30 protein-coding genes are annotated in these 24,800 nt (G+C 60.4%); 12 read left to right on the top strand and 18 right to left on the bottom strand.

Annotated features, from left to right (window positions below):
* Window positions 1-20: 20 nt before the first annotated feature.
* The 4 genes from mch (at window position 21) to fae (ending at window position 3,541) form a co-directional block, all read left to right on the top strand.
* Window positions 21-986, top strand: coding sequence for a methenyltetrahydromethanopterin cyclohydrolase (gene mch / locus VN623_RS04370; RefSeq protein WP_325568511.1), 966 nt, complete (start codon window positions 21-23; stop codon window positions 984-986).
* Window positions 970-1,935 (top strand): RimK family alpha-L-glutamate ligase, encoded by a 966-nt coding sequence (locus VN623_RS04365; protein WP_325568509.1) that lies wholly within the window; start codon window positions 970-972, stop codon window positions 1,933-1,935. Before mch ends, VN623_RS04365 begins: the two co-directional genes overlap by 17 nt.
* Window positions 1,932-2,792 carry a triphosphoribosyl-dephospho-CoA synthase gene (locus VN623_RS04360; RefSeq protein ID WP_325568507.1) on the top strand — a complete coding sequence of 287 codons (861 nt, stop codon included), beginning with the start codon at window positions 1,932-1,934 and terminating at the stop codon, window positions 2,790-2,792. Before VN623_RS04365 ends, VN623_RS04360 begins: the two co-directional genes overlap by 4 nt.
* Before the next feature lie 236 nt (window positions 2,793-3,028).
* Window positions 3,029-3,541 (top strand): formaldehyde-activating enzyme, encoded by a 513-nt coding sequence (gene fae, locus VN623_RS04355; protein ID WP_325568505.1) that lies wholly within the window; start codon window positions 3,029-3,031, stop codon window positions 3,539-3,541.
* Window positions 3,542-3,733: 192 nt separating this feature from the next.
* Here the strand turns inward: fae and VN623_RS04350 are convergent, their stop codons facing one another.
* Complete coding sequence (locus VN623_RS04350; protein ID WP_325568503.1) at window positions 3,734-4,441, bottom strand: HisA/HisF-related TIM barrel protein; 708 nt, start codon at window positions 4,439-4,441, stop codon at window positions 3,734-3,736.
* Window positions 4,442-4,499: 58 nt separating this feature from the next.
* Between VN623_RS04350 and VN623_RS04345 the strand changes: the two genes are divergently transcribed.
* Window positions 4,500-5,507, top strand: coding sequence for a hydantoinase/oxoprolinase family protein (locus VN623_RS04345; RefSeq protein ID WP_325568501.1), 1,008 nt, complete (start codon window positions 4,500-4,502; stop codon window positions 5,505-5,507).
* A gap of 79 nt (window positions 5,508-5,586) precedes the next feature.
* Here the strand turns inward: VN623_RS04345 and VN623_RS04340 are convergent, their stop codons facing one another.
* From VN623_RS04340 to VN623_RS04295, 10 genes are all read right to left on the bottom strand, one after another.
* Entirely contained in the window at window positions 5,587-5,880 is a 294-nt protein-coding gene (locus VN623_RS04340) for a PepSY domain-containing protein (protein WP_325568499.1), read from the bottom strand.
* A gap of 113 nt (window positions 5,881-5,993) precedes the next feature.
* The gene (locus VN623_RS04335) at window positions 5,994-7,175 is read right to left on the bottom strand and encodes an SAM-dependent methyltransferase (protein ID WP_325568497.1); all 1,182 of its coding nucleotides are present in this window, start codon (window positions 7,173-7,175) and stop codon (window positions 5,994-5,996) included.
* Window positions 7,172-7,759, bottom strand: coding sequence for a DUF447 domain-containing protein (locus VN623_RS04330; RefSeq protein WP_325568495.1), 588 nt, complete (start codon window positions 7,757-7,759; stop codon window positions 7,172-7,174). Before VN623_RS04330 ends, VN623_RS04335 begins: the two co-directional genes overlap by 4 nt.
* A complete protein-coding gene (locus tag VN623_RS04325) occupies window positions 7,759-8,376 on the bottom strand; it encodes a uridylate kinase (RefSeq protein ID WP_325568493.1) in 618 nt (205 codons plus the stop codon). The genes VN623_RS04330 and VN623_RS04325 overlap by 1 nt, the downstream gene beginning before the upstream one ends.
* The gene (locus VN623_RS04320) at window positions 8,369-8,824 is read right to left on the bottom strand and encodes a dihydroneopterin aldolase (RefSeq protein ID WP_325568491.1); all 456 of its coding nucleotides are present in this window, start codon (window positions 8,822-8,824) and stop codon (window positions 8,369-8,371) included. The genes VN623_RS04325 and VN623_RS04320 overlap by 8 nt, the downstream gene beginning before the upstream one ends.
* Entirely contained in the window at window positions 8,821-9,558 is a 738-nt protein-coding gene (locus VN623_RS04315) for a (5-formylfuran-3-yl)methyl phosphate synthase (protein ID WP_325568489.1), read from the bottom strand. Before VN623_RS04315 ends, VN623_RS04320 begins: the two co-directional genes overlap by 4 nt.
* 26 nt (window positions 9,559-9,584) lie before the next feature.
* Window positions 9,585-10,328 carry an ABC transporter ATP-binding protein gene (locus tag VN623_RS04310; protein ID WP_325568487.1) on the bottom strand — a complete coding sequence of 248 codons (744 nt, stop codon included), beginning with the start codon at window positions 10,326-10,328 and terminating at the stop codon, window positions 9,585-9,587.
* Window positions 10,316-11,128 carry an ABC transporter permease gene (locus tag VN623_RS04305; RefSeq protein ID WP_325568485.1) on the bottom strand — a complete coding sequence of 271 codons (813 nt, stop codon included), beginning with the start codon at window positions 11,126-11,128 and terminating at the stop codon, window positions 10,316-10,318. Before VN623_RS04305 ends, VN623_RS04310 begins: the two co-directional genes overlap by 13 nt.
* Window positions 11,082-12,071, bottom strand: coding sequence for an ABC transporter substrate-binding protein (locus tag VN623_RS04300; protein WP_325568483.1), 990 nt, complete (start codon window positions 12,069-12,071; stop codon window positions 11,082-11,084). The genes VN623_RS04305 and VN623_RS04300 overlap by 47 nt, the downstream gene beginning before the upstream one ends.
* Entirely contained in the window at window positions 12,068-12,574 is a 507-nt protein-coding gene (locus VN623_RS04295) for a DUF3280 domain-containing protein (RefSeq protein WP_325568481.1), read from the bottom strand. The genes VN623_RS04300 and VN623_RS04295 overlap by 4 nt, the downstream gene beginning before the upstream one ends.
* Before the next feature lie 334 nt (window positions 12,575-12,908).
* On the opposite strand from VN623_RS04295, the gene VN623_RS04290 reads away from it, so the two are divergent.
* The 6 genes from VN623_RS04290 to VN623_RS04265 all read left to right on the top strand — a co-directional run bounded on the left by VN623_RS04290 (window position 12,909) and on the right by VN623_RS04265 (window position 18,275).
* Entirely contained in the window at window positions 12,909-14,213 is a 1,305-nt protein-coding gene (locus VN623_RS04290; protein WP_325568479.1) for an ABC transporter substrate-binding protein, read from the top strand.
* A gap of 53 nt (window positions 14,214-14,266) precedes the next feature.
* Window positions 14,267-15,250, top strand: a complete 984-nt coding sequence (locus tag VN623_RS04285; RefSeq protein ID WP_325568477.1) for a PQQ-dependent catabolism-associated beta-propeller protein — start codon at window positions 14,267-14,269, stop codon at window positions 15,248-15,250.
* A 73-nt stretch (window positions 15,251-15,323) separates the two neighbouring features.
* On the top strand, window positions 15,324-16,103 hold the full coding sequence (locus VN623_RS04280; protein WP_325568475.1) for an ABC transporter ATP-binding protein: 780 nt from the start codon (window positions 15,324-15,326) through the stop codon (window positions 16,101-16,103).
* On the top strand, window positions 16,103-17,116 hold the full coding sequence (locus tag VN623_RS04275; protein WP_325568473.1) for an ABC transporter permease: 1,014 nt from the start codon (window positions 16,103-16,105) through the stop codon (window positions 17,114-17,116). The genes VN623_RS04280 and VN623_RS04275 overlap by 1 nt, the downstream gene beginning before the upstream one ends.
* A gap of 8 nt (window positions 17,117-17,124) precedes the next feature.
* Window positions 17,125-17,799: a hypothetical protein gene (locus tag VN623_RS04270; RefSeq protein WP_325568471.1), complete on the top strand. Its 675-nt coding sequence runs from the start codon at window positions 17,125-17,127 to the stop codon at window positions 17,797-17,799.
* Window positions 17,800-18,032: 233 nt separating this feature from the next.
* A complete protein-coding gene (locus tag VN623_RS04265; RefSeq protein ID WP_325568469.1) occupies window positions 18,033-18,275 on the top strand; it encodes a hypothetical protein in 243 nt (80 codons plus the stop codon).
* A gap of 167 nt (window positions 18,276-18,442) precedes the next feature.
* Here the strand turns inward: VN623_RS04265 and kdsA are convergent, their stop codons facing one another.
* Window positions 18,443-19,309, bottom strand: coding sequence for a 3-deoxy-8-phosphooctulonate synthase (gene kdsA, locus VN623_RS04260; protein WP_325568467.1), 867 nt, complete (start codon window positions 19,307-19,309; stop codon window positions 18,443-18,445).
* A 118-nt stretch (window positions 19,310-19,427) separates the two neighbouring features.
* Window positions 19,428-19,517: a pyrroloquinoline quinone precursor peptide PqqA gene (gene pqqA / locus VN623_RS04255; RefSeq protein ID WP_015597947.1), complete on the bottom strand. Its 90-nt coding sequence runs from the start codon at window positions 19,515-19,517 to the stop codon at window positions 19,428-19,430.
* Between the two features lie 456 nt (window positions 19,518-19,973).
* On the opposite strand from pqqA, the gene VN623_RS04250 reads away from it, so the two are divergent.
* A complete protein-coding gene (locus VN623_RS04250) occupies window positions 19,974-20,222 on the top strand; it encodes a hypothetical protein (RefSeq protein WP_325568465.1) in 249 nt (82 codons plus the stop codon).
* A gap of 83 nt (window positions 20,223-20,305) precedes the next feature.
* Here the strand turns inward: VN623_RS04250 and VN623_RS04245 are convergent, their stop codons facing one another.
* The 5 genes from VN623_RS04245 to tpiA form a co-directional block, all read right to left on the bottom strand.
* Window positions 20,306-21,934 carry a CTP synthase gene (locus tag VN623_RS04245; protein ID WP_325568463.1) on the bottom strand — a complete coding sequence of 543 codons (1,629 nt, stop codon included), beginning with the start codon at window positions 21,932-21,934 and terminating at the stop codon, window positions 20,306-20,308.
* Between the two features lie 110 nt (window positions 21,935-22,044).
* Window positions 22,045-22,611 (bottom strand): hypothetical protein, encoded by a 567-nt coding sequence (locus tag VN623_RS04240; RefSeq protein ID WP_325568461.1) that lies wholly within the window; start codon window positions 22,609-22,611, stop codon window positions 22,045-22,047.
* A 111-nt stretch (window positions 22,612-22,722) separates the two neighbouring features.
* Window positions 22,723-23,109 (bottom strand): preprotein translocase subunit SecG, encoded by a 387-nt coding sequence (gene secG, locus VN623_RS04235; protein ID WP_325568459.1) that lies wholly within the window; start codon window positions 23,107-23,109, stop codon window positions 22,723-22,725.
* A 120-nt stretch (window positions 23,110-23,229) separates the two neighbouring features.
* Window positions 23,230-23,901, bottom strand: coding sequence for a hypothetical protein (locus VN623_RS04230; RefSeq protein WP_325568457.1), 672 nt, complete (start codon window positions 23,899-23,901; stop codon window positions 23,230-23,232).
* Window positions 23,898-24,674, bottom strand: a complete 777-nt coding sequence (tpiA, locus tag VN623_RS04225) for a triose-phosphate isomerase (protein WP_325568455.1) — start codon at window positions 24,672-24,674, stop codon at window positions 23,898-23,900. Before tpiA ends, VN623_RS04230 begins: the two co-directional genes overlap by 4 nt.
* Window positions 24,675-24,800: the final 126 nt, after the last annotated feature.

The following is a 24,800-nucleotide window of genomic DNA, read 5'->3' as shown; positions in this document are numbered from 1 at the left end:
TCCACTGGAGCTCCCATCCGATGCAAAGCGCAATACAGCCGAGCGTTTCCGCTCGCGCCGCCAAACTTGTCGATGCGATCGTCGCGGATGCCGACGCGCTGCGTATTTCGGTTTCGAGAGGCGAACACGGCGAGCGCCTGATCGATATGGGCGGCAAATCCATCGGCGGACTTGAAGCCGGGCGCCGCCTCGGCGAAGTCTGCATGGGCGGCCTCGGCACCGTCGCCTTCACGCAATCTTCTGGGCTCGCAAATTGGCCGCTCGGCGTTGTCGTGACATCGAATGATCCCGTCATCGCGTGCCTCGCCAGCCAATACGCCGGCTGGACCATCACCGACGAAGCATCGGGCTTCTTCGCACTCGGATCGGGCCCGGCGCGGTCGCTGTCGCGCGTCGAGGACCTGTTCAAGGAACTCGGCTACGTCGACCACTATCCGCAAGCGACCCTCGTCATCGAAGGCGATAAGGCACCCCCGCCCGCCGTGATCGCGAAAGTTTCGGAGAGCTGCGGCATCGTCCCGGCCGGCCTCACGATCTTGTACGCGACGACCTGGAGCCTCGCCGGCACTGTTCAGATCGCCGCCCGCGTTCTTGAGGTCGCGATCCACAAGGCTCATGCCCTGCACTTCCCACTTGAGAACATTCTCGACGGCACGGGCACGACGCCGATCGCTCCGCCGGTTCCCGATTTCGTCAAGGCGATGGGACGCACCAACGACGCCATCATCTATGGCGGCCGCATCCATCTCTTCGTCAAAGGGCCGGACACCGACGCGAAGCGCCTCGCAGACAACCTGCCGTCGAGCGCGTGCGCCATCTACGGCAAGCCGTTCGCGGAAATCTTTGCGGCGGTCAACGGCGACTTCTACAAGATCGATCCGATGCTGTTCTCGCCGGCTCAAGTCATCGTTTCGAACGTCGAGACCGGCAACTCCTTCCGGGCGGGCGAACTAGCTCCGGAGATCGTCGATGCGAGCTTCCGTTGAAACGCCTGCGAAGCCCGTCTCGGGATTAGGCAGCGGCCTGCATCTCGCGCTTCTGATCGAAGAAGGGCGAGGCGAATGGCATGCCCGCCGCATCGTCAGATCGCTCGAAGAAATGGGTGCCCGCGTCACGGTTTCGTCGCTGCCGCATTGCGCCTTCGATACCTCGCTTAAATCCGGAATCGATATTGCGGGCTTCGACGGCGCACTGCCGGACGGCGTCTTCGTGCGCTCGATCTCCGCGGGAACGCTCGAGCAGATTACGTTCCGCCTGGGGCTTTTGCATGCGTTGCGCGAAAGCGGCGTGCGGGTGTGGAACGATGCGCGCGCCATAGAACGGTGCGTCGACAAATCCCAGACGACGTTTTTGCTGCACAAGGCCGGCGTACCGACGCCGCGGACGCGCGTCTGCGAAACGCTACCCCATGCACTTGAGTACACCGAAGGGCTTGATCGTACGCTGGTGATGAAGCCACTGTTCGGAAGCCAGGGTAAAGGCATCGGCTTGATTTCGTCGCAAGCCGAGCTTCCGGTTCCTGAAGCCGTCGACCACATGTATTACATGCAGGACTATATCGGAGCCAAGGACGGCGTTTTTGAAGACTGGCGGGTGCTCGCAACCCGGCATCGCGTCGTCGCGGCGATGACGCGCCGCGGCGCCAACTGGGTGACCAACATCCACCAGGGCGGCAAGGCCCGCCTCCACCTTCCCGATGCCGAGATGACGCGAATTTCGATGGCCGCGATGCGCGCCGTCGATGCCGATTATGCCGGTGTCGATCTGATCCGCACGGCGAACGGCGAGCTGCAGGTGCTTGAGGTCAACTCGAACCCGGCGTGGCGAGGGCTGCAAAGCGTCGCCGACATCAATATCGCCTGGGCCATCGCCGAGGACTTCCTGAAGACGGTCGTTGCGCACCATGCCGCCGCCGTGCCTGCCGATGCGATATGAGAAAGCCCCTGCCCCCGAACGAAATAAAGGCCGCGTTTCTCGCCGCGTGCCGGGCTGAACTCGATGCGCTGAAACCCGGCAACGTGCACCGGCATTCTGCCGGCCACGGCATGGAGGTCGCACATTTCGAACGCGCCGCCGCAGCCGCAGCCGGGCCGATCGCCGATCCCACATTGAGCGTCGGGCAACGCATTCTGCGCGCCACCGAGATGAGCGTCGCCGCGACGGGACTGAATGCCAATCTTGGTATCGTGCTTCTTGCGGCGCCCCTCGCCAAAGCCGCGAGCGAAACGACGATCGATGTGGGGCTTCGTCGCCGGCTCGGCCAAATTCTATCGGAACTCGATGAGCGCGACGCCGAAGACGCCTTCGCCGCGATCCGCCTCGCCAACCCCGCCGGGCTTGGCAACGTCAAGGAAGGCGACATCCGCGAAAACCCCGAGCGCATGACGCTGATCGCGGCGATGCACCTCGCCGCCGAGCGCGACCGCATAGCCAACGCCTACGTCACGACGTATTCCGATGTTTTCGATTTCGCACTGCCGGTTCTGCGCGATGCCCGAGCCGCAACAGCGGATCCAAACCTCGCGGTCACCACGTTGCACATGGCACTGCTGGCGGAATTTCTCGACACGCACATTAGCCGCAAGCATGGCACGCAGGCTGGTGAGGACGTGCGTCAAGAAGCCCGCGGCATAATTTCGAGTTGGACTTCTGCTGCAACCGCGAAATCGCTGTCGCAATTAGCCGAATTCGACATGAAATTGAAAGAACGAGGCCTCAATCCCGGCACGACCGCCGATTTCGTGGTCGCCACGCTCTTTGCCGAAGGGCTGGTCGAGCGAAAACATTCATGAACGCGGGCCCGCCCTCCTACTAAAGGGCTTGTCTAGCACGATGACCTGGGGCTAATTACGGGCGCCGTGTCCGCAAGGTACACGGACCTATCCATTGTGCTGACCCCCGGGCGTCTCGCGCTCCGGGCGTCGACGTACTTGGATATCCATCGCCAGAGCAGTACAGCGAAGTCCCGGCTTCTGACGGGGGAGCGTTGGTGCTCGTATCGTTTCATTCGTAGGAGGAATCCCCCCTAATGGCCAAAATCAATAAAGTTATGGTCGGCGAGTCTCTCGTCGGCGACGGCAACGAAGTTGCTCATATCGACCTCCTCATCGGACCGCGCGGCTCGGCTGCCGAAACGGCATTCTGCAACGCTCTGACGAACAACAAGGACGGCTTCACGACGCTTCTCGCCGTCATCGCACCGAACCTCGCCTGCAAGCCGAACACGATCCTTTACAACAAGGTCACCATCAAGGACGCCCGTCAGGCCGTTCAGATGTTCGGACCGGCTCAGTACGGCGTTGCAAAGGCCGTTCAGGATTCGGTTGCCGAAGGCATTATCCCGGCTGCTGAAGCCGACGACCTCTACATCTGCGTTGGCGTGTTCATCCACTGGGAAGCTGCCGACGACGCCAAGATCCAGGACTACAACTATCGCGCCGTGAAGGAATCGCTGGCTCGCGCCATTGCAGGCAAGCCGACGGCTGCAGAAGCTACGGCTCAGCGCAACTCGGCTCAGCATCCTTTCGCTGCTAAGACTTGAAGCGGAAACCGTCCTCAGCAGGAAGAAAACAACAATAATTCCGCCCCTCCAATGAAGGGGGGTCTGCTGCAGCGATTGGGTAGACTGCTCTCAGGCCGTTACAGCGGTTAAGAAAAAAGCTTGGACCGCGGAACTCGCGGATCCACGCTTCGCTAGAGCGGCTCCGCCAATAAGCACTATGACGTTTGACGTTTACCGGCCGGCGATCTCCTTGAGGTCGCCGGCCGTAATTTTTTGTGCATGCAAAGCCGACGCGACCAACGCTCCGGCCGCTCCCACCGCGCGAATGCGGTCGAGATCAGCACGGTCGCGGATACCGCCGGCCGCATAGACGCGCCGCGAGCCGGCGCGCGAAGCGATATCCTGCAGCCGCGCAACATCCGGGCCACCGCCGCTGCCGACGCGATCCAACGTCATCACGATGACGCGCGCGGGCCAGAGAGTTGGATCGTCGAATAGCGCTTCCGGCCCCATGAATTCGTTCCCACGAAAATCGAGCGACAGCACGGTGCGGGACGGCGCATCGGCGACGATGTCGTGCCAGACACGGACGTTTTCGAGGCTTTCGGAACCGACGACCAGTGTCGCAATCGGAGCGGCGAGAACGGCGCGGGCCGCACCGCGCGAACCAGTCCCCGCATCGATCCAGATTTCGGTATGTGGCAGGACCTGGCTCAGCGCCGGTACCAGCCGTGTATTGCGGCCTCGCCCCTCAATGCCGTCGAGATCGGCGATGTAGATTTTGCGGAACGGAAAAAGCGCCCGGAGGCCGCGGGCCAGCTCGGCGGGTTCGGTCGACTTCGCAAGCGGCGTTTCAATCGGCCGGTAGGCCGAACGCTTGCCCTCGACGGCATGAACGACTTGGCCATGCGCCACGTCGAGCACCGGAATGATGTCCACGGCTTGCCTCCTCGAGGGTTAAGTGTATCACGGGGCCGGATATCGATGTGAAGGCTTCATGACAACTACTGTCGGATACGATATCGGCGGCGCCCATCTCAAAGTCGCGGCCGTCGAAGATGGCCGCCTCGTTTTGGTGCGCCAGATCGCCTGCCCGCTATGGCAAGGTCCCGAACGGCTAGACGCGGCATTCGACGAAGCGGCGGGCTTGACCGGCGCCGCAGCCATCCACTCCGTCACGATGACCGCCGAGCTGACGGAAATATTCGAGAGCCGACAAGCCGGCGTTGTCGCAATTCTGCAAAAGGCGCGCGAGCGCCTGCACGGCGATATCCGCGTCTTCCTGGGCCTCAAAGGCTTCGGTTCCGTCGAGGCGGCAAACGCGGATCCGCTTTCGGTGGCCTCGGCTAATTTTCTCGCCAGCGCTCGCCTGATCGCCAACCGGCGGCCGAAGTTGCTGCTGATCGACATGGGCTCGACGACGACCGATATCGTGGCCTGTGACCGGCCGCAGGGTCTGACAGACGCCGAACGACTGCAAACCGGCGAGCTGGTCTATACCGGATTGACCCGAACGCCGGTTGCGTCCGTCGCGACGCGCGCACTTCTCGCCGGAGAGTGGCAGGGCCTGGCGCGCGACGCCTTCGCGACGATGGCCGACGTGCGGCGCATTATCGGCGATCTTTCTGGCGACGTTGATATCCACGCGACGACGGACGGGCGGGGCAAATCGATCGCAGAAAGCCTGGCGCGGTTTGCGCGCGGCTTCGGGCGTGATGCGGACATGCGCCATCTGGCAACGTGGCAGGCGGCCGCCGCGTATGTGCGCGAGCGCCAACTGCGCACACTTCACGACGGCGCTCTGCAGGTGTTGTCGCGACCCGGCCTCGACATCACGTCGGTCGTTGCGGCCGGCATCGGCGCGGCCGACGCAGAGGCGATCGCTGCCCGGCTCGGGCGGCCCTGCGTGAACTTCGGCGCTCTCATCGATGCTCCGGCGGAGCATCGTGTTTGGGCGACGCGATGCGCGCCCGCAGTTGCAGTGGCGTTGCTGCAAGAGAAATAATTCTGTTTTCGCTTCGCATATAATTTGGGCCGCAGAAGGGTACTACGGCCCAATTGCCCGTCTCGGAAACGATCAGGACTCAGTCGCGCTCGAGCTCGAGCTTGACGAGGTCGAGCGTTTCCGCCTCGAGCTTGATGTCGTAGACCTTGCCGTCGGCACGGCGCGCATCGTCGACCTTCCAGACGCTGTGGTCGGGCCTGAGCCGGCGCCACGCGACAAATCCCATTTGGTTCAACTTGGCGGCGACGGCTGCCGGATCGTCGTTGCGCGCATCGTAGCGTGCGTCATGCCCTGCGCTCGCTGGCAACGCAAATGCGACCGTGATACCGGCGATCGCGAGACCATATCGTGCCTTATGCGGAATTCGGAACATGTCGTTACACCTTTCTCATTACTGCGCGCCAATGCGCCCACCGATACGGTATCGACGGGCACACGGGCCTAAACGGATATAGGCCCGCATTGTTCCATCGGCTAGCGAACCAATCAATCATCTTTAAGTTGCGACGCCAGGTGATGCGTGCTGAACCCCGTTGACGTCTTGAGGTTTTGATATTGCCGGCGCGCCAGATCGCGATCGACGGTCGCCGACTTGATCGCCGCGATCAGAATGTTTTTCGACGTGTGCTCGGTCGAGACGAACTCGATCACCTTCACCTTGTAGCCGGACGCCTCGAGCAGCAGGGCGCGCGCCGCGTCGGTCACGAGATCGGCCTGACGTTGTTTGAACAGCGGATACTTGATCAATCCTTTGAGGCCGTCGATGGGTTCGTCGAGCTGCGGCGCGAGTTCGTGCTGACAGCAAGGTGCGGCGAGGATCAGATTCGCATCGGCCGTGATACCAAACGCCATCGCATCATCGGTCGCGGTATCGCAGGCGTGCAGCGCGATGACGATATCGGCGGATTTGGCGGACGTCTTCCCTGCTTCCGACGCCTCGAACGAGAGCCCTGAGAACCCAAGTTCGCGGGCCAATCCATTGCAAAATTGGACGAGATCGCCGCGCATCTCGATGCCCGTCACGCGGCAATCGCGTTTCAACGCCGTGGCGAGATGATCGTAGAGCGCAAACGTCAGATAGCCTTTGCCGGAGCCGATATCGACGACGGAAAGCGTCGGGCTTTCGCCTGCTTCTGTTTCTTTCAGCAGCCCGTCAACGATTTCGATGAAGTGGCAGATCTGCCGATACTTGCCTTGCATGCTCGGCTTGACGCGGCCTTCGCCGTCCGAAACCTGCAACGCCTGCAGATAAGGCCGATCTGGCGCAACGAGATAGGCCTTGGCCCGATTATGCTCGGCAACCGGCGGCGCCGATGTCAGGGTCGCCTTGTTCTTTATTAGTTGCGGTTCGCGCTTACGGCTGTAGGTGAGCGTCACATCCCCACTAGCTGCAAACAGTGTTGCGCTCAAGTAGGTGTCGCCAATCTTCGCTTTGATATGGTTGATGCCGTCGTTGATCGAAAACGTCTTCGTCTCGTCCTTTCGCGCAAGACTTGTGACCAGCTTCAGATGCGGGACATCCTTCAAAAGTACCAGGGTTGCCACGGCCTTGCTCGGCTCACCCTGCCCGCGAAACTTGCCAAGCGAAATCCTGATGAAGGTCTTGTTCTCGATGGCTTCTGAAAAAGCAGCGATAAACTCGGACTTCTTGTTGGTGGGCGCAATCATGACTTGCCGGCGGCCTCGTCGAACATCGCCTGCCTCCAGGCTGCGATCTTTTCCATCAACCAGCTCCACGCTTCCTCCTCGCGCGGACCGGCGGTCTTGGAGATCGCGATTTCGAGGTACTTCAATTCGTTCTCGATCTTTTCCGGCGGCAACATGCCGAGGCGCGTCGTCAGCACGGCAAGCTCGAGCACGGCGGCCTGAGCCCGGTTGAAACCCTCCCAAGGTTTGTGTGTCTCGCGATGCACGATGGCGCAGGCGAAGCGAGGCCGTCGCTGATCTTCGACGACGTTCTCGACCTTGAGTTCCCAGTGCGATACGCAATCGGCAAGCCGCCCACCCTTGATCGCGGGCAACGGAACAAGCGGCCACGTCTTGCGGCCCGTTACGCAGCCCGCAAAGACGCGGACGTCGTCGGTGTGGCTCGCCGCTGCGAACGGGTTTTCCCGCAGGTTATCGAGTGTCTTTGACGGTTTGAACGGCGCGATGATCCAGCGTGCGCCCTCTTCGATCAGCCCAAGCGGCGCGATATGAACCTCACCCTTGGCGTTCGCCGTGGTCACGATCGTTTCAACAATGCGCGGCATCAGAAGCCTCCTTCTGCCTCGAGAGCGGCAGCGAATTCCGCGTCGTTCCCCGGACCGAAGATTGACCAGGAAAGGCCGGCACGCGCAACAATCGTTGGGAATTCAGGATCCACCACATCGCGGCGTGCCAGCTCTTTGGCACTCGCTTCCTTTTCGACGTTGACGGACTTCAAAAGCACGAGGTGGGTGCCGCCCAGAAGTTCGGCCAAGCGGGCAGCGAGACTGTCCGACGTCGCGGTCCAACCGGCCGGAATCGTCACGTCGTCCGCGATCATGCGCAGCGGCGCCCATACCGGAACCTCGTCGCGCCGCAAGACGGCGGAAATTTCGTCGAGGCTCTGCGCGATTTCAAGCCCCCCTTGGAGCGACATCATAAGTTCGGCCATCTGATGCATGGCGAGCATCGCAAGACGGTGTGCAACGGCGTCATTAAAATTTATGGCGCGTTGCAGCTCGCGGACGTTTTCGGCAAAAGGGCCGCCACCCGGAACGATGACGATAGGAAGACGGGCCGCTTTGATAATCGCGAGCGCCCTTCTTAGGCGTCCCGTTTCGGCGAGGCTGCCGCCGACCTTGACGACGAGTGGAAGACCACCCCTCGCCGCTCGTTCAGCCACGGCCGAACTCGCGCGCGGCCGCCTTGGTTGCCGGACGAATGATTTCAACGCCGCGCATCGGGCCGCGCTCGAGTTTTTCCAGCGCGACACGGACGACGCTGATGCGCCGATCGGCTAAGACGCGTTCCGCGATGCGCTCGGCGAACGTCTCGACGAGATTGATGTGACCGCCGCGCGCCAGCGCAACTATTGTATCAATGATGTCGGCGTAGGACGGCACGTCGGCCATCCTGTCGCCGGTGCTGAAGACATCCTTCGCAACCCTGGCCTCGACGGTAAAGCGCACCTTTTGAGTTACGCCCTGCTCCTCGGCGTAAACCCCGACGTTGCAATCGACGATGAAGTCTCGCACGAAAATGGTGTCGCCAATCTCGCGTGCCTTGGCGGCCTTCTTCAATTTTGCCGTGTCGCGATCGTTTGCTTTGCCAGCCTTCTTCTTGTCTTTCATGCGACAGATTTCTCCCGCGCCGCTGAGGCTGATCGCGCGCGTTCGAACTCGTATCGAACCGCAGTTAACTTTTTGGGATCGAGGCCGCTGACGCGTCCTGATGCGCATAGCGCCCCGCGGAAGCCGAGCACATCCGGATTGAGTCGTGCAAGACCGGCAATGTCGTCGCGTTGCAGAGATCCGGCGAGGCCGGACGATAATCCATTCGCCGCAGCCGCACGCACAAACTCGGCGAGACGGTCATTAGAGAGAACCGTGGTCAGGCGGCCAGCGGATTTATCCGCCGTATCGAGCATCGCGCCTGCGAAGCCGTGAGCCGCGAGTATGGGAAGAAGCGAGAAATCAGGATTGGAGTCCGCCATCAGCACGGCGACGAGCTGGGTGGACGGTTGCTTTTCCCGGCCCAGCGCGACGATGGCCGGTCGCGGGTCCCGATCGCCGAAAAAGCCGATTTTGACGATGTCGACTCCCGTTGCCGCCATGATGACAGCGGCAGGGACCATCGCATCGGCTTCGGCCGGCAGATCGCCGATCGTGGCGCTCACCGGCACTCGACCCGAGATAACCTCCACGATGTCGCGAACCGCTTCGGCGTCGAGCGCACCGAGAGCGCCAGTGGCAGGGTCTTTGCAGTCGATGATGCCGGCTCCGCCGCGAAACGCCATCTCGGCCTCGGCGGCATTCGTCACACTGGCGAGAAAGGCGGGCCGGTCTCGTCTCAAACCTTCGATCATTCAGTCATCCGTGGCAGCGCCCCGCGTCAAGTGGCGGCGAAAATGCGATTTTGCTCGGCAAGCACCGCGGCGCGGTCACGCCGTTCGGCTTCGTTGAGGTTCACGACCGCATCCTGTGCGACACTCGCCTCTCCGGGCGCCAGGCGCAAGATGCGCGTGCCGAGTTGAATAGCCTCGGAACGGTCGTGAGTCACGAAAAGCACGGTCGTCGGCTGGCTATGCCACAGCTCCATAAGCAATTCGCGCAGACTTGTGGCCGTCGGGTCGTCGAGCGACACGAACGGCTCGTCCATCAACAGGATTTCGGGCTGGAGAATGAACCCGCGTGCCAGTGCCGCACGCCGCTGCATGCCGAGCGATAGCCGTTCGGGATAGGCGTTCGCCGCCTCGGCAAGTCCGACCCGATCTATCATCGCCGGAATTTCAGCGCGCCGCGGATCGCCGTCCGGAAGCACAAGCGCAATGTTTTCATAGACGGTGCGCCAGGGTAAGAGCCGCGGCGTCTGAAAGATGAAGGTGAGACTGTCTTTGGCTGGGCCAAGGTCGATCTCACCCTCATAATCGGTGTCGAGCCCCGCGATGATATTGAGGAGCGTCGATTTTCCGCATCCCGACGGTCCGGTGATGACGACAAACGACCGCGGCGCGACCTCAAATGAGACATCTCTCAAAACGAGTTGTGCCTGCCGGTCGCCGACCGCCGGGAATGTTTTGCGCTTTACCAAGACGTGGATCGGAGTGCCGACGTTCATTCCGTTCAACGGCGCCATGCGCTCACCCGTGCCTGCAGCGGCTGCAGTATAGTAAATTCGATGAACTGAACGATCAGGATGAAGGCCAGGGCGTAGGCGAGAATGGTGGTGACGTCGAACTCCTGGAAGGCGATGGTCAGCTTGTAACCCACGCCGTTCGACCGTCCGAAGGCCTCGACAACGAGCACGATTTTCCAGACGAGTGCCAGGCCCGAACGCGCCGCGGCGGCGGAGAAAGGCGCGAGCTGCGGTATGGTCACGTGGCGCAACGTTTTCCACCAGCCGAACTTGTAGACGATTGCCATCTCGCTCAGGTCTTTGGAAAGACTGCGGGCGCCTTCCCGCATGTTGACCGCGACATTCGGAATTTTATTCAAGGCAACCGCCGTTACCGCGGCGGCATCGGTCAATCCGAACCAGATGTAGCAAAGCGTTATCGTGACGAGTGCCGGCAGGTTGAGAAACAGGATTAGCCACGCGTCAAAGAAGCGGTCCGCCGTTTTGTATCGGCCGAGAACCAAACCGATTGCTGTTCCGATGAACATCGAGATGACGAATGCGAAGAACACACGCAATAACGTCGCTGACGTATGTTTCCAGAGTTCTCCGTTTCTGGCTTCGCGCATCAGCACATCGAAGACGGCGACGGGCGTCGGGAGATATCTGTTCTGAAGGAATTCGGCGATAATCTGCCATAGGATCGCGAACACGAGCAGCGAGCCCACCAACCAGGCGAGCCGCTGAAGCGTCGCGTTAATTCCCAATGACGAGCTAGCCGGCCTGGGTATGGAAAAGGCCCTGGTCGAAACGGGTGCCATCGCCTACGAGTTCCGTATCACCGAGTTCTATCAGAAGTTTCGTCAACTTCTTGGCTGCCGAAGTCTCGTCGGCTCCCCAAGGTCCGGGAATTCCCGAGCGATAGTATTTTTTGATCGCAACGAGTTCGGCATCTGACGCGGGCCTTATAAGTGGGCGAAGTCTGTCCCAAGCGGCGTCGGATTTGGCAAGAACCACATTTGCATCACTGACCGCCGCGAGCAGAAGGTCTACGGGAACACGCTTTTCGTGAACCAATTTTTCCGACCAGATAAAGCCGACAAGCGGCGGCGTCGGGCTGACGCCGAGGCCCTTTATCACATCGGCCATCGTCAAGACATCGCGTGCTCCGCCGGCTTCGAGACGTGCCGCGTACGTCCAAAAATTCAAGACCGCGTCGAGGCGACCGTTCTGGAATTCGGCGGTGACGAGAGGCGCGGCGCCGAAAACCGGCTCGGCCAACGTCGCGATATCCTTGCCGAGAACTTTGCGAGAATAAGCGCGCAGCAGAATCCAGCTCTTGTCGATGCCGGTACCGGCGACGCCGATTTTCTTACCCTTCAGATCGGCGAGCGACTTAGCCGAACTACCCTTCGGGACCATGAGACTGCCGAGCGCCGATGAATAGGGCGCGAACTTCAGATCGTCGCCCTTGGCGCGCTGGCGAAGCGCCCACGTCCAATCGCTGACGGCGACGTCGGCGGCTCCGGACAACAGAGCAACCGGCGCTGCGGGATTGTTCGCAACTTCGACGACGTGGAGATCGAGGCCATGCTTTTGGTCGAACTTCTCAAAACGAATAGTATCGATCAGCCAGCTGACCGAGCCGAATTGCACGGACGTGAGCCGCACGGGAATCGCCGCACGAGCAAACCGTGGAAGCATCGTCGCGACTGCAAGAGCGGACCCTGTCGCGAGGGCTTGGCGACGGGTGAAATCGGTCATTTCGCGGGCGCCTCGGCGTTGAAACGGTTTTTCCAGAGATAACGAACCCCATGCAGCCAGAGGTCATCGTTATTGCCGTTGATTTGGGCCTGCATTGTTTTCGTGAGCTTTCCTGTCTGCGTATCGCGCGTCACCAGACTTATGCTTAAAAGTGCATCCGACCACTTGTCGACGTAACCGGTCACGGCGACATCGGCGCCGGCCTCTTTTGCTATCGGCACTTCACAGCCATCGCATTTGTCGAATGGGGCAGCAGCTTCGATCTCCTTGGCCTGCGAAGTGAGATCGACGACTTCGTATTTGCCATCCTTTTGCATCAGCGTCTTGAGTTCATCCGCGACGAGCTTCAGCCGCCTCACATCCTCGGTATTGAGTTGCGGGATGAGTTCGCCTTCCTGACTGACGTCACGAATGTCAAAAGGAAAGACCGCAGCTTTGGTTGCAGCGGCAGCCGGAGTGACGATCAGGACAGCAAATAGCGCACATAAGAAACGCTGAAGCATTGGGCATCCGTTCCAAGTTGGGGAAACGTTCGATGGTCGCGAGTTCGATAGCCGGGAGACCGCTCCACGATAGTTGTACGTGTTCGTTGGCCCCGGCGGATTACAAGAGGTCCGCCAAGACTTTAACGAGAGTTGCTAGTCACAAACGCGAGAGCCAATCGCCTCCACCTTGACAAGCAGGCCGCACGCCCCCTTTTACAGCAACACAGTAACATTGGAAGTGACCAGCCGCTAACATCGTCGTGACGGCAAGTTGATTGCGAACTGGAGTGGAACGTTGGCTGTCTCAAGCATCGGATCGAATGCCGGCTCTGCTGCGCGTCGGCGAAATTGGGTGGCATTAAGCATCAGCTTGTTGTTGGCGAGCTTGGCCCTCGCTGTGGGGCCCGCGCGCGCTGAAGACGCGACGCCGCCTCAAACGACGGCAGCGCCGCCTGCAGCTGCTCCGGCCGCTGCTTCTCAGGGCGCCGAATCCAAATCGGGCCCCGTATCCAGCTCTGATGCATCGCAAAAAAAACTGACCTTCTCCGTTCTCTACGTCAAGCAGAACCGCACGAAAGACTTGCCGTTGTCGATGCTAGATCTTCCTGCCAAGGACGACGGCATTGCGGGCGCCAAGCTTGCAATAGAAGACAACAACACGACGGGCAGATTCCTCAATCAGACATTCAAGCTCGATGTGCTGAACGGCGATGTCGATGAGTTGATCAAGGGTGCGACAGAGAAAGTAGCGGCAGGCGATTCCTTCATCATTGCCGACCTCGAGCCCGACGCATTATTAAAGTTTGCCGATGCCTTGGCAGGTAAGCCGGCCGTCATTTTCAACGTGGGCAGCCCGGACACCAGACTTCGCGAAGAAGATTGCCGCGCCAACGTGCTGCATATCGCTCCCAGCCACGCGATGCTGGCCGACGCACTCGCTCAATACCTCGTTTGGAAGAAGTGGCCGAATTGGCTTCTCGTCTACGGACCTCGGCCCGAGGACAAATTGCTAGCGGACTCGTACCGGCATGCAGCCAAGAAGTTCGGCGGCAAGATCGTTGAGGAGCGCGAGTTCAAGGAGCCGACCGGAAGCCGGCGGGCCGATGGCGGTTTCGAGCAGGTTCAGCAGCAGATTCCGACCTTCATGCAAGGTGCAAAAGACCACGATGTCGTCCTCGTGGCCGATGCCGGCAATCTATTCGCCGACTACTTTCCTTATCGAACATGGATACCGCGCCCAGTCGCCGGTTCGGCGGGACTGGTCGCGTCGAGCTGGCACCCGGCGCTGGAGCTTTGGGGCGGGACGCAGTTCCAGCACCGGTTCAAGCGGCTGAACAGCCGCAACATGCGCCCGATCGATTATGATGCGTGGGTGGCGACGCGGGTCGTCGGAGAAGCTGCGACGCGTAAACAGACCTCCGACTTCAAGGTGCTGAGCAGCTTCATTCATTCGCCTGGGTTCGAGGTCGCAGCCTTCAAGGGCGTCGCGACGAGCTTCAGATCGTGGAATGGGCAGCTCCGGCAGCCGATAATCGTCGGAACGCCGAAACTATTGGTCAGCGTCTCTCCGCAGCAGGGCTTCCTGCATCAGTCCAGCGTGCTCGATACGCTGGGAATCGACAAACCGGAAACCAAGTGCAAAGCCTATACGCAATAACCGCGACCTTGCGATCCTGCCCCATCAGCGATTTCCATTTGGAGACTTAGGGAATGCCGCGACTGTCATTGTTTCGTTCTGCGCTAATTTCCGCAGCCGCCATCTCACTTACCGCAAGTTCCGCAGATGCGTTCACTGCCTACGTGACCAACGAGAAGGATAACACCGTCTCGGTTATCGACACCGAAAAGCTGGAAGTCATCAAGACCGCCAAGGTCGGCCAGCGCCCACGCGGCATCGTTATGTCGAATGACGGCAAGTGGATCATCATCTGCACCAGCGACGACAACGACGTGAAAGTTTACGACGCAAAGACGCTCGAATACGTCAAAACTCTGCCGTCGGGGCCCGATCCGGAGCTCCTGGTCCTGCATCCCGACGGCAATAGGCTCTACATCGCCAACGAAGACGACAACCTCGTCACGGTCGTCGACATCCACACCGGGCAAGTCATTACCGAGATCCCTGTCGGCGTCGAACCCGAGGGGATGGGCATGAGCCCCGATGGAAAGGTCATCGTCAACACGTCCGAGACGACGAACATGGCGCATTTCATCGACACGACGGAGCACAAGACGTTCGACAACGTGCTTGTCGACAGCCGTCCGCGTGTCGCGATATTCAATGCGGCGCAGACGCAGCTTTGGGTTTCGTCCGAAGTTGGCGGTACCGTAACCGTCATCAATCCGGCCGATCGCAAGATCATCGGCAAGATCCACTTCGAAATTCCAGGCATCACGAGGGAAGCCATTCAGCCGGTCGGCATCCGGATTACGAAGGACGACAAGATAGCGTTCGTCGCACTGGGCCCGGCGAACCGCGTGGCGGTTATCGATACAACGACATTCAAGGTGCTGAAATACATCCTCGTCGGGCAGCGTGTCTGGCAGATGTACTTCACGCCCGATAATAAACTTTTGTTCACAACCAACGGCGCCTCGAACGATGTGACGGCCATCGACGTTGCCAATCAGAAGGCGATCAAGTCTATCAAGGTCGGGCGGTATCCTTGGGGCGTCGTCGTCTCGCCGAACTAGATGCCCGCTGATGGCCAACGGCAGCGGCCGCGCCGCGCGGCCGAATTCTGGAAGAGCAAACGCAAGGACGATGATGTCAGCGACGAACCCAAGCGAAACGGACAAAACGCCAGCGCTCGTCGTCAGTGGTGTCAGCCATAGCTTCGGCGACACGAAGGTCCTCGACGACGTGTCGTTGACGGTCGATCAGGGTGCATTCGTCATGCTGCTAGGCCTCAACGGCGCGGGCAAGTCGACGCTGTTCTCGCTTATCACGCGCCTCTACGACAACGTCAGCGGACAAATCTCCATCCGCGGCTTCGACGTCCGCCGCCGGCCATCTCAGGCGTTGCAGCGTCTTGGCGTCGTGTTCCAGAGCCGCACACTCGATATCGACCTGTCGCTGATGCAAAATCTGAAATATCACGCGGCGTTGCACGGATTTTCAAACCGCGAGGCGACCAAGCGTGCCCGTCAGGCGCTCGAACTGATCGGCCTTGCCGATCGCGGCGGCGAGAAAGTGCGCTCGCTTTCGGGCGGTCAGACGCGACGCGTTGAAATCGCCCGCTCGATGATGCATCGTCCGGATCTGCTACTGCTCGACGAAGCGACCGTCGGCCTCGACCTTGGGTCTCGCGAGAGCGTCGTAAAGATCGTCCGCGATCTCGTGGCGAAAGAGCGGCTCGGCGTGCTTTGGGCTACCCACCAAATGGATGAAGTCATGCGGACGGATCAGGTCGTCGTCCTGCACAAGGGTGTCGTGCTGTTCAACGGTACCGTCCCGAACCTGCTTTCGCTGACCGGCGCGACGAGCGTCCGTGAAGCCTTCCGAACCATTACCGGCACTGCCGCCCCCGTCGAGGAGGCCGCTTGATGTCGTCGCCGGCGTTCACAACTGCTGACAATGTCCCGGCGCGGAGCGTCGAGGATACCGCCGCCCGCCGCCGCCTCGGAGCCGCCGGGTACTACGCGTGCTTCAAGGGTATCGTCTGGCGCGAGGTGCTGCGCTATCTGCATCAGCGTGAGCGGTTTCTTTCGGCGTTGGTCCGGCCTCTGATCTGGCTTTTCATTTTTGCCGCCGGTTTCCGGCAGACGCTCGGCGTTTCGATCATCCCGCCCTACGAGACTTACGTTCTCTATGAGGAGTTCATCGCGCCCGGATTGATCGCGATGATCCTGCTGTTCAATGCGATGCAATCGTCGCTTTCGATGGTTTACGATCGCGAGACGGGCACGATGCGGACGCTGCTCGTCAGCCCGTTCCCTCGCTCTTTCCTCTTGTTGTCGAAGCTGTTCGGCGGCGTATCGGTTGCCTTGCTGCAATCCTATGCGTTCGTGTTCGTCGCGTATTTTTGGGGAATTCAGCCCCCACCGATTACCCAGGTCAAGCTGTTCACATTCTATGATGCTCCGGCATGGCTCGGAGGCGTGTTCGGGACGATGACCGACCCGGTCATCACACCGTTGTTTTCAGTGCCGGAGTTGCTGCAGCCGTTTGCCGGATATCTGACCCTCGTCCCGGCGCTGATCCTGGCCGGGCTAATGCTGGGATCCCTTGCCCTCTTCATGTCGTCAGTCATCCGCCAGCTCGAGAATTTCGCCGGCGTGATGAACTTCGTCATTTTCCCGATGTTCTTCGCCTCTTCGGCGCTCTACCCGCTGTGGCGGATTCGCGAGGCGAGCCCGCTTCTCTATGAGGTTTGCCGTCTCAATCCTTTCACCTACGCGGTCGAGTTGGTTCGCTTCAGCCTCTACGGTCAGGTCGATACGGTATCACTCGCCATCGTCGTCGGGTTCATGGTCGTTTTTCTTGCGGCGGCCGTTTTTGCTTACAATCCATCCAAGGGGTTGATCGCACGCAGAGGCGGCCCCGGTGGTTCAGCTTGAGGTTTGACATGACAAAAACAAAAATCCCCTTTGATCTTCGTGCCTGGGCCACCGGCTTTCTGATTGCGTTGACGCCGGTCGCGCTTGCCTCGACGCCGAGCTTTGCAGACGACGATCCGAACAATTCAAATTGGCCGTGCGTCTATCGCAAGGTTCCCGAACTGAGCGCCGCAGCGATCTGGGATGGGCCGGCAATTACCGACACCACCAGCTGGCGCAAAGACGACCAAGTGCGAAAGCTCTCAGAATATTTGATCTCGCGGCGCATCAAGGAGCCCGATGCCGAGGCTGCGATCAAAAAATTCGCCGATAGTCTTCCGGCGGATGCGCGTGATGCCAAGTTGACGGAACTGTTCGCTGCCGTGCTGACGCGCACGAATGAGGATCGCAAGGTCGTGATGTCAGGTATCGAGCGCTTCAACGTGCGTCAGCACGAACGCGCCAAGGACATCGAAAAGGAAGGCTTGTCGCTGCCGCCCGATACCGTGGCGGCCGCCGCGGGAGAAGAAATACCGGCGGGCGAAATCGGCAAACTTTCGGATGCCGAAACCAAATATAAATGGGAAGTCCGCGTCTTCCAGGAAAAGCAGGCGAACATTCCGCTCGCCTGCGAGATACCGGAGCTGATCGACCAGCGGGCGGGCGACATAGCGCGCGCTATTCGTGCTCAGATGAAGAGCTGAACCAGCACCATCGTTCGGCTTGAAAAAAAGCACGCGGCGCGTCACGGGCGTTGCGCGCTCCTGCCTAACGGCCCTAAAAGTCTTTACACGCCGTTAGTCTTAACGCGGCGTTAACCGAGATTGACGTAGTCTCAACACATCGGTTCTCGACGCCGGTCTCTCCCCAGCCCGAAGCCGATACTTGCAAGTGATGTGTCGTCATCCATTGTCTCGCGTTCCTGTGAGGTTGACAGATGCAATACGAACTTGTCTCGCGTGCCCTTGCTTACGTCTCCTGCTTCTCAACAATGAGCCTGCTCATGACGTCGGTGGCGATCGCCGCCGTCAATATCGGGAAAGTGCATCCGGTGTCTTTCTGCGCTCCGAACACCTGCGTCGCAGGCGTCTGGGTCGTAAGCGAAGCACGATCGGATGGACTGACCAGCAGGTCCCACGTCGAGGCGCTGGCGCTGCGGCTTTGGTCCGCTAGAACTTGAGGGAATGCTCACGCCGGCGCGGCTGCGTTCAAGCAATCGCGGGCCGTTGGCGAGAGGAAATCGGAATTCGATTGGAGGGGCGCCGTCTATAACGCGGCGATGAACCCCCTATGGACTGAGGCGCACCGGGCGGCCTCAGACGTAATCCAAGAATAAGGGCGCGAGTCTCAGGCCTGGCTCGCGCTCTTTTGTTTTTTGACGATACGATCGATCGCCTGGAGTTCCGCAATAAGCGCCGCAAATTCCTTGAGCGGGACCATGTTGGGCCCGTCGGAAGGTGCCTTGTCCGGGTCCTGGTGCGTCTCGATGAAGAGGCCTGCAACGCCGGCTGCTACGGCAGCGCGTGCCAGAACTGGCACATACCGCCGGTCGCCGCCCGACGACGTCCCCTGCCCGCCCGGCTGCTGGACGGCATGGGTTGCATCGAAAATGACAGGAGCGCCGGTCTCCGCCATTTGCGGCAGCGCGCGCATGTCGACGACCAGCGTGTTGTAGCCAAAGCTCGAGCCGCGTTCGGTAACGAGAACGTTCGGGTTTCCCGAGCTTGTCACTTTTGCGACGACATTCTTCATGTCCCAGGGGGCCAGAAACTGGCCCTTCTTGATCTTTATGACACGGCCCGTTTTCGCCGCGGCAACAAGCAGGTCGGTCTGACGGCAGAGGAACGCCGGAATTTGCAGGACATCGACCACCTCGGCCACCGGCGCGCATTGAGCGGCGTCGTGAACATCCGTCACGATGGGCAAGCCAAGCGTCTCGCGAATTTCGGCAAAGACCGGCAGGGCGGCTTTGAGGCCCATGCCGCGCCGGCCCGTGAGCGAGGTCCGGTTGGCCTTGTCGAATGAGGATTTGTAGACGAGGCCGAAGCCGAGTTTCGCAGCGATTTCAGCCAATGCAGAGGCCATTTCAAGGGCATGCGCCCGACTCTCCATCTGACACGGTCCGGCGAGAACCGAAATCGGCGCGTCATTGGCGAATAGGACGTTGCCGGCGCGAACGTGCGCGGCGGGCCTCAAGGACTCATTGATCGTCATGCCCCGGTTATAGCGGCGGCGGCATCGGGCTGCGAGAGCCCTCGATGAAATCAGACACGCAAAACAAAAGCGGCGGCCAAAAAGGCCGCCGCTTCAAGAACCTAGAGGTTCGAATTCGTTAGATCAGGTCGATCTCGGCCGGGAGGTAGCTCGTGACCTCGAGACCAACTTCCTGCTCGCGAACGGCGGGCTTTGTCCAGACTTTCATGGTGTGTCCTCCTCGATGTTCGACAGGTTGTTCCTGTTGGAAGTTTACTTAGTGAGATAACTCCTAAAAGGCTAATCTCTTTTCGCTAACGGCGTTCAAACTTTTCGTGATCACGAAACGGTGATTTGTTATATCATTTCACCACGTTGAGGCTGCCGACTTACGTGCGATGTCAGTCGAATAGGCAATTCACCACCACAAACGACGCTTCCAAAGAAGCCCTGCGCCTCGCTCTGACAAAGCCCCGATTGCTCATCCTGAAAATCAAATCCCGCATCCAACCCCCGAAAGGATTGTGACAAAACGATAACGCCGATTGTGCCATTCGGGCGTCACTCCGAGCGAGACCTAGGCCGTGCGGGACCTGCCGATAGGTCGGACACCTGAGAATGTGCTATAAATGCCCGCGCAAGCCGCGACTCGGGGCGGCATTAACAAAAACACATGGGGACTATTATGCTTGAACAATATCCTTGGGTTGAGCCTGTACTGATCGGCGCCGCCATTGTTTTCGTGCTCGACTTGATCGGCAATATGATTTCGTTTTCCAACCGGTTCATGAACGCGCTGGCAACCGCCATCGTGTTCGCAATCGTGTTCGGTGGATTGCTCTATTCCGGCGTCATGCGGCTCGACGTCTCGACGATCACGACAACGGCTCCCGCCACGGCACCTGCGACCCCACCGGCGACGACGACGCCCTGATCTGCGGGCCACAAGAGATTGATTGCAAAATCCCGGCGTTACCCGCCGGGATTTTGTTTTGCGAGACCAAATGCGGGGCCCGCCTAAACCAGCCGGCTTTGCTCTACGGCTGCCGCGATGAAGCCCGCAAATAGCGGATGGGGCTCGAAGGGGCGTGATTTCAATTCGGGGTGATACTGCACGCCGATGAACCAAGGGTGGTCGGGATATTCGACCGTCTCCGGCAGCAGACCGTCCGGCGACAGACCGGCAAATCGCAAGCCCGCCTGCTCAAGGACCGTGCGATAGCGCATATTGACCTCGTAGCGATGGCGGTGGCGCTCCGAAATATGCGTCGTGCCATAGACCTTGGCGATGCGGCTTCCCTCGGCGAGCGTCGCATCATAGGCGCCGAGCCGCATCGTACCGCCGAGTTCGCCGCCCTGCCTACGCTGCTCGAGTTCGTTGCCGCGCATCCACTCCGTCATCATCGCAATGACGGGCTCCGGCGTTTCGCCGAATTCGGTGGAACTGGCCGCCTCTATTCCAGCCAGACTGCGCGCCGCTTCCAAACAGGCCATCTGCATTCCGAAGCAGATGCCGAAATAGGGTACGCCGCGTTGGCGCGCGAACTTGACCGCAAATACCTTACCTTCCGATCCACGCTCACCGAAGCCGCCCGGAACGAGAATGCCGTTGACGCCTTCAAGATATGGCGCCGCGTCCTCACGCTCGAAAATCTCGCTTTCGATCCATTCGAGCTTGACCTTGACGCGATTGGCGATGCCGCCATGCACAAGCGCTTCCATCAAGGATTTGTAGGCGTCCTTGAGGCCGGTGTACTTGCCGACAATGGCGATCGTCACCTCGCCCTCGGGCTGCGCGATACCGCTAGAAATGGCTTCCCAACGCGACAAATCCGGCTTCGGTGCGCCGGTGATGCCAAAGGCGGCGAGCACCTCGCGGTCGAGCCCCTCACGGTGATAAGCAAGCGGCACGTCATAGATCGACGCGACGTCGAGCGCCTGGATGACCGCTTCCGGCCTGACGTTGCAAAAGAGCGCGATCTTCTTTCTTTCGCTGCCGGGGATCTCGCGGTCCGAACGGCAGAGCAGAATGTCGGGCTGGATGCCGATCGAACGCAGCTCCTTGACCGAATGCTGGGTCGGCTTGGTTTTCAATTCTCCCGCCGACGAGATGTAAGGCATCAACGTCAGGTGGATGAAAACGGAGGCGCCACGCGGCAACTCGTTGCCGAGCTGACGGATCGCCTCGAAAAACGGCAAACCTTCGATGTCGCCGACGGTACCGCCGATCTCGACGAGTACGAAATCGACATCCTCATTGCCCGACAACACGAAATGCTTGATCGCGTCGGTAACGTGCGGAATGACCTGCACGGTGCCGCCCAGGAAATCACCGCGCCGCTCTTTGGCAAGGATGTCCTGATAGATGCGGCCCGTCGTGATGTTGTCCGACTTCTTCGCCGGAACACCGGTGAAGCGCTCGTAGTGGCCTAGATCGAGGTCCGTCTCGGCGCCGTCGTCGGTGACGAACACCTCACCGTGTTGATACGGGCTCATGGTGCCGGGATCGACGTTTAAGTACGGATCGAGCTTCTTGAGCCTGACCGAATACCCGCGCGCCTGAAGGAGCGCGCCGAGTGCGGCTGATGCGAGGCCTTTTCCAAGGGAGGACACCACGCCGCCGGTGATGAAGATGTACCGTTGCATGGGCCTTGTCTCTGACACAGCCGAGCGCAGATTCGAAGCTGTTTTTTTGCACCGCCACCGTGCGAAAACGACGCCATGCTCGCCGCTTACCGCACGAAGCTACGTTGCAGCTACCTGCGGCACTGCTGTGCGACCTCCTGCGCCGCCGCTGACTGAACGTCGGCGGGCACGGTTTCAGAGGCGAGTTGTGCCTTTAACGTGTCCGCCGTTTCCCTCGAACTGCGCACCTGCACGTCCGGGGCATCGTCACCGTACCTAACGTCGATAGCAACGACGCGGTAGTCCATGGGCCTGAGATCGGTCTGCTGCCCTTTGATGGAAACTTTCGTCTTGCCGCACGTGATCGACACCACGGCGGGCGTCGCCTTGAATGTTTTCAGGTGCCGTTCGTTGCCGTATTCGGCGGCACGCGCCAGCGCAATCTTCTCGAGACGATCGGCCGGCGTACCGGGCGGCCCGGCCGCCGTCACATGCAGGCTGCCGTCAGCGCCGTTCGAAATGCTGTATCCGGTCGGCGAGAAAAGATTCGCCGGTTGATAATTGGCAACGGTCGAAGACGTGGCCAGCTCGTTCAAGTTGGCACCGCAAGCGCCAAGCAAAGCCGCCATCCCAAGGGCGGGCGCGAAGCGGACGAAGCCACTCCACGCCGACCCAAAAGCCGTTTCAAAGCCAATCACGGCCACCCCACCATCGCGCCTCGCCAAGGACGGTATGTAGGCAGGGAAATCGGCGCAGGTCCATCGTGCTCAGCGCACAACCGCGCCCGGTGCACAAAAAACGGACAACGATTACTGGCTCTGTGGAACGCCCGGTGCGCCCTGCCGCTGTTGCAGCTTGTCGAGGACGCCGCCACGGCCTTCAGGTGCCTTTTTAGCGTCGGAGCCGGGCGTCGCCGGTCCGCTAACCGGCGCACCCGCGGGCCTCGCGTCAAAAACCGATCCAGAACGCGACGAGTGGTTGGCTATCAAGGTCAGAAGAATGCTGGTGACGAAGAACGCCGCAGCGAGCCCCGCCGTTGTACGCGTCAACAGGTTGGCAGTGCCGCGGCCCGTCAAAAACCCACCACCGCCGCCACCGCCAATGCCAAGCGCTCCACCCTCCGATTTCTGCATAAGTACGACGCAGACCAGAGTGGCGGAGATCATCAGGTGAATGACGAGTAGGACGGAGGCCATGTTTATTGATCCAGGTCTTGGGAGCTATCAACCGCGGCTATACACCAGCCCGCCGTGCCGGACCAGCCCTGGCTGCGCCAGCTTGGCCGGCCAAAGCCTTGTGTTCACAAAGCTACGTGTTCACTGAGACGGAACGACTTGGGGCTCGCCAAATCCGAATGCCGGCGAGACCGGCGTCCACGGACTTGAATTTTGCACCTGTCCCGGTTCGGCGGCTATGGGCTCGGCGGCAGGCGTGTCACTCGTCTGAGTTGGCTGCGTCACTTTGTCGATATTATCGGCCTGTGGTGCAGCGGATTCCTTCTTCTTATGAGTCGCGCGCTTTTTATGCGGGGCCGCCGTCTTCTTTGCCGGTCGATTGGCGGTCGACACCGGCTTTGACGGTTTTGGTGGATCGGCCGCCGCGGGCGGTGTTCCGCCGGCCTTCGGAGAGGCCGCAGACAACGGAGCCGTCGGGTCGGCGTCGGAATTCTTTTCAATACGGCTCGCCGCTTCGCTGGCCTTTTCCGCATCGGGAGAAAGCTTAGCGTCGCGACATCCGAATTCCACTTGCTCGCCGAGCGTCAGATAATGTTCGACTTCGCGCAGCCGCTCCGGCGTCAAGTTGGCTTTCGCCCATTCAGGCCCCTTGCTCATATCGTTGAGGATGCCCGACTGCCGGAATTTGGTCTCTTCGAGCCGCAGTTGCGCGCACGTTTCGGCATCGATCTTCGGCTGCGTCGCAAACGCTGTGGTGGCCGAGACCAGTGAGGCGGCAAGGGCGATGGCACAACAATGAATGTTCCGCATCATCGGCTCTCATAAGCACGAACTATGGCGAGAAAATCGCTCGCCTTGAGACTGGCGCCGCCGACGAGCGCACCATTGACTTCGGACACGGCCATCAGCGCCGTCGCGTTGTCGGGCTTGACCGAACCGCCGTAGAGAATGCGCATCCGTTCGCCGTCTTCGCCAAAGATGGCGGCAAGTTCGCGCCTGATGGCAACGTGGACCTCTTCGACATCGGACGTCGTCGGCGTCAGACCCGTGCCGATCGCCCAGACAGGCTCGTAGGCTACGACAGTATTGGCCGCCGTCGACTGCTCGGGCAACGACGCCTTGAGTTGCTGCAACACCACGTCGAGCGTGAACCCCGATGCACGTTCGTCACGCGTTTCTCCGACACAAACGATGGCGATAAGACCAGCACGTTGCGCGCCCTCTGCCTTCGCCTTGACTTCAGCGCACGTTTCGCCGTGGTCCACCCGCCGCTCTGAATGGCCGACGATCACCGCTGAAGCGCCGGCCTCCTTCAGCATTTCAGGCGCGATATCGCCGGTATGAGGGCCCGACGGTGCGGCGTGACAGTCCTGGCCAGCGAGCAGCAGGCGGCTTTTCCCGATGGCCGCCGAAAGCTCTGTCATCAACGTCGCGGGCGGCGCGATTAAGACGTCGGCGCCGATTGACGCGAGATCGCCGTCGACCGCGTCGCGCACGATGAGGGCTTCGGCCACGTTGGCCTGCAACCCGTTCATTTTCCAATTTCCCGCCACGAGGGGCCGGATCGCGTGTGCTTGCCGGGCCATATTTCCCCTCTTTTCATTACAGACACGACAGCTCTTCTTCCAAACCGCGTCCCGGCGAAATAGCGCCGATGGTGGGCGCCCTTGCAATCCGGAGCGGCCTAGGCTTCATATCATGCCGATCCGCCC

It is taken from the genome of Hyphomicrobium sp., assembly GCF_035572195.1.
GTDB lineage: Bacteria > Pseudomonadota > Alphaproteobacteria > Rhizobiales > Hyphomicrobiaceae > Hyphomicrobium_B.
This window is presented reverse-complemented; position numbering and strand designations above follow the sequence as displayed.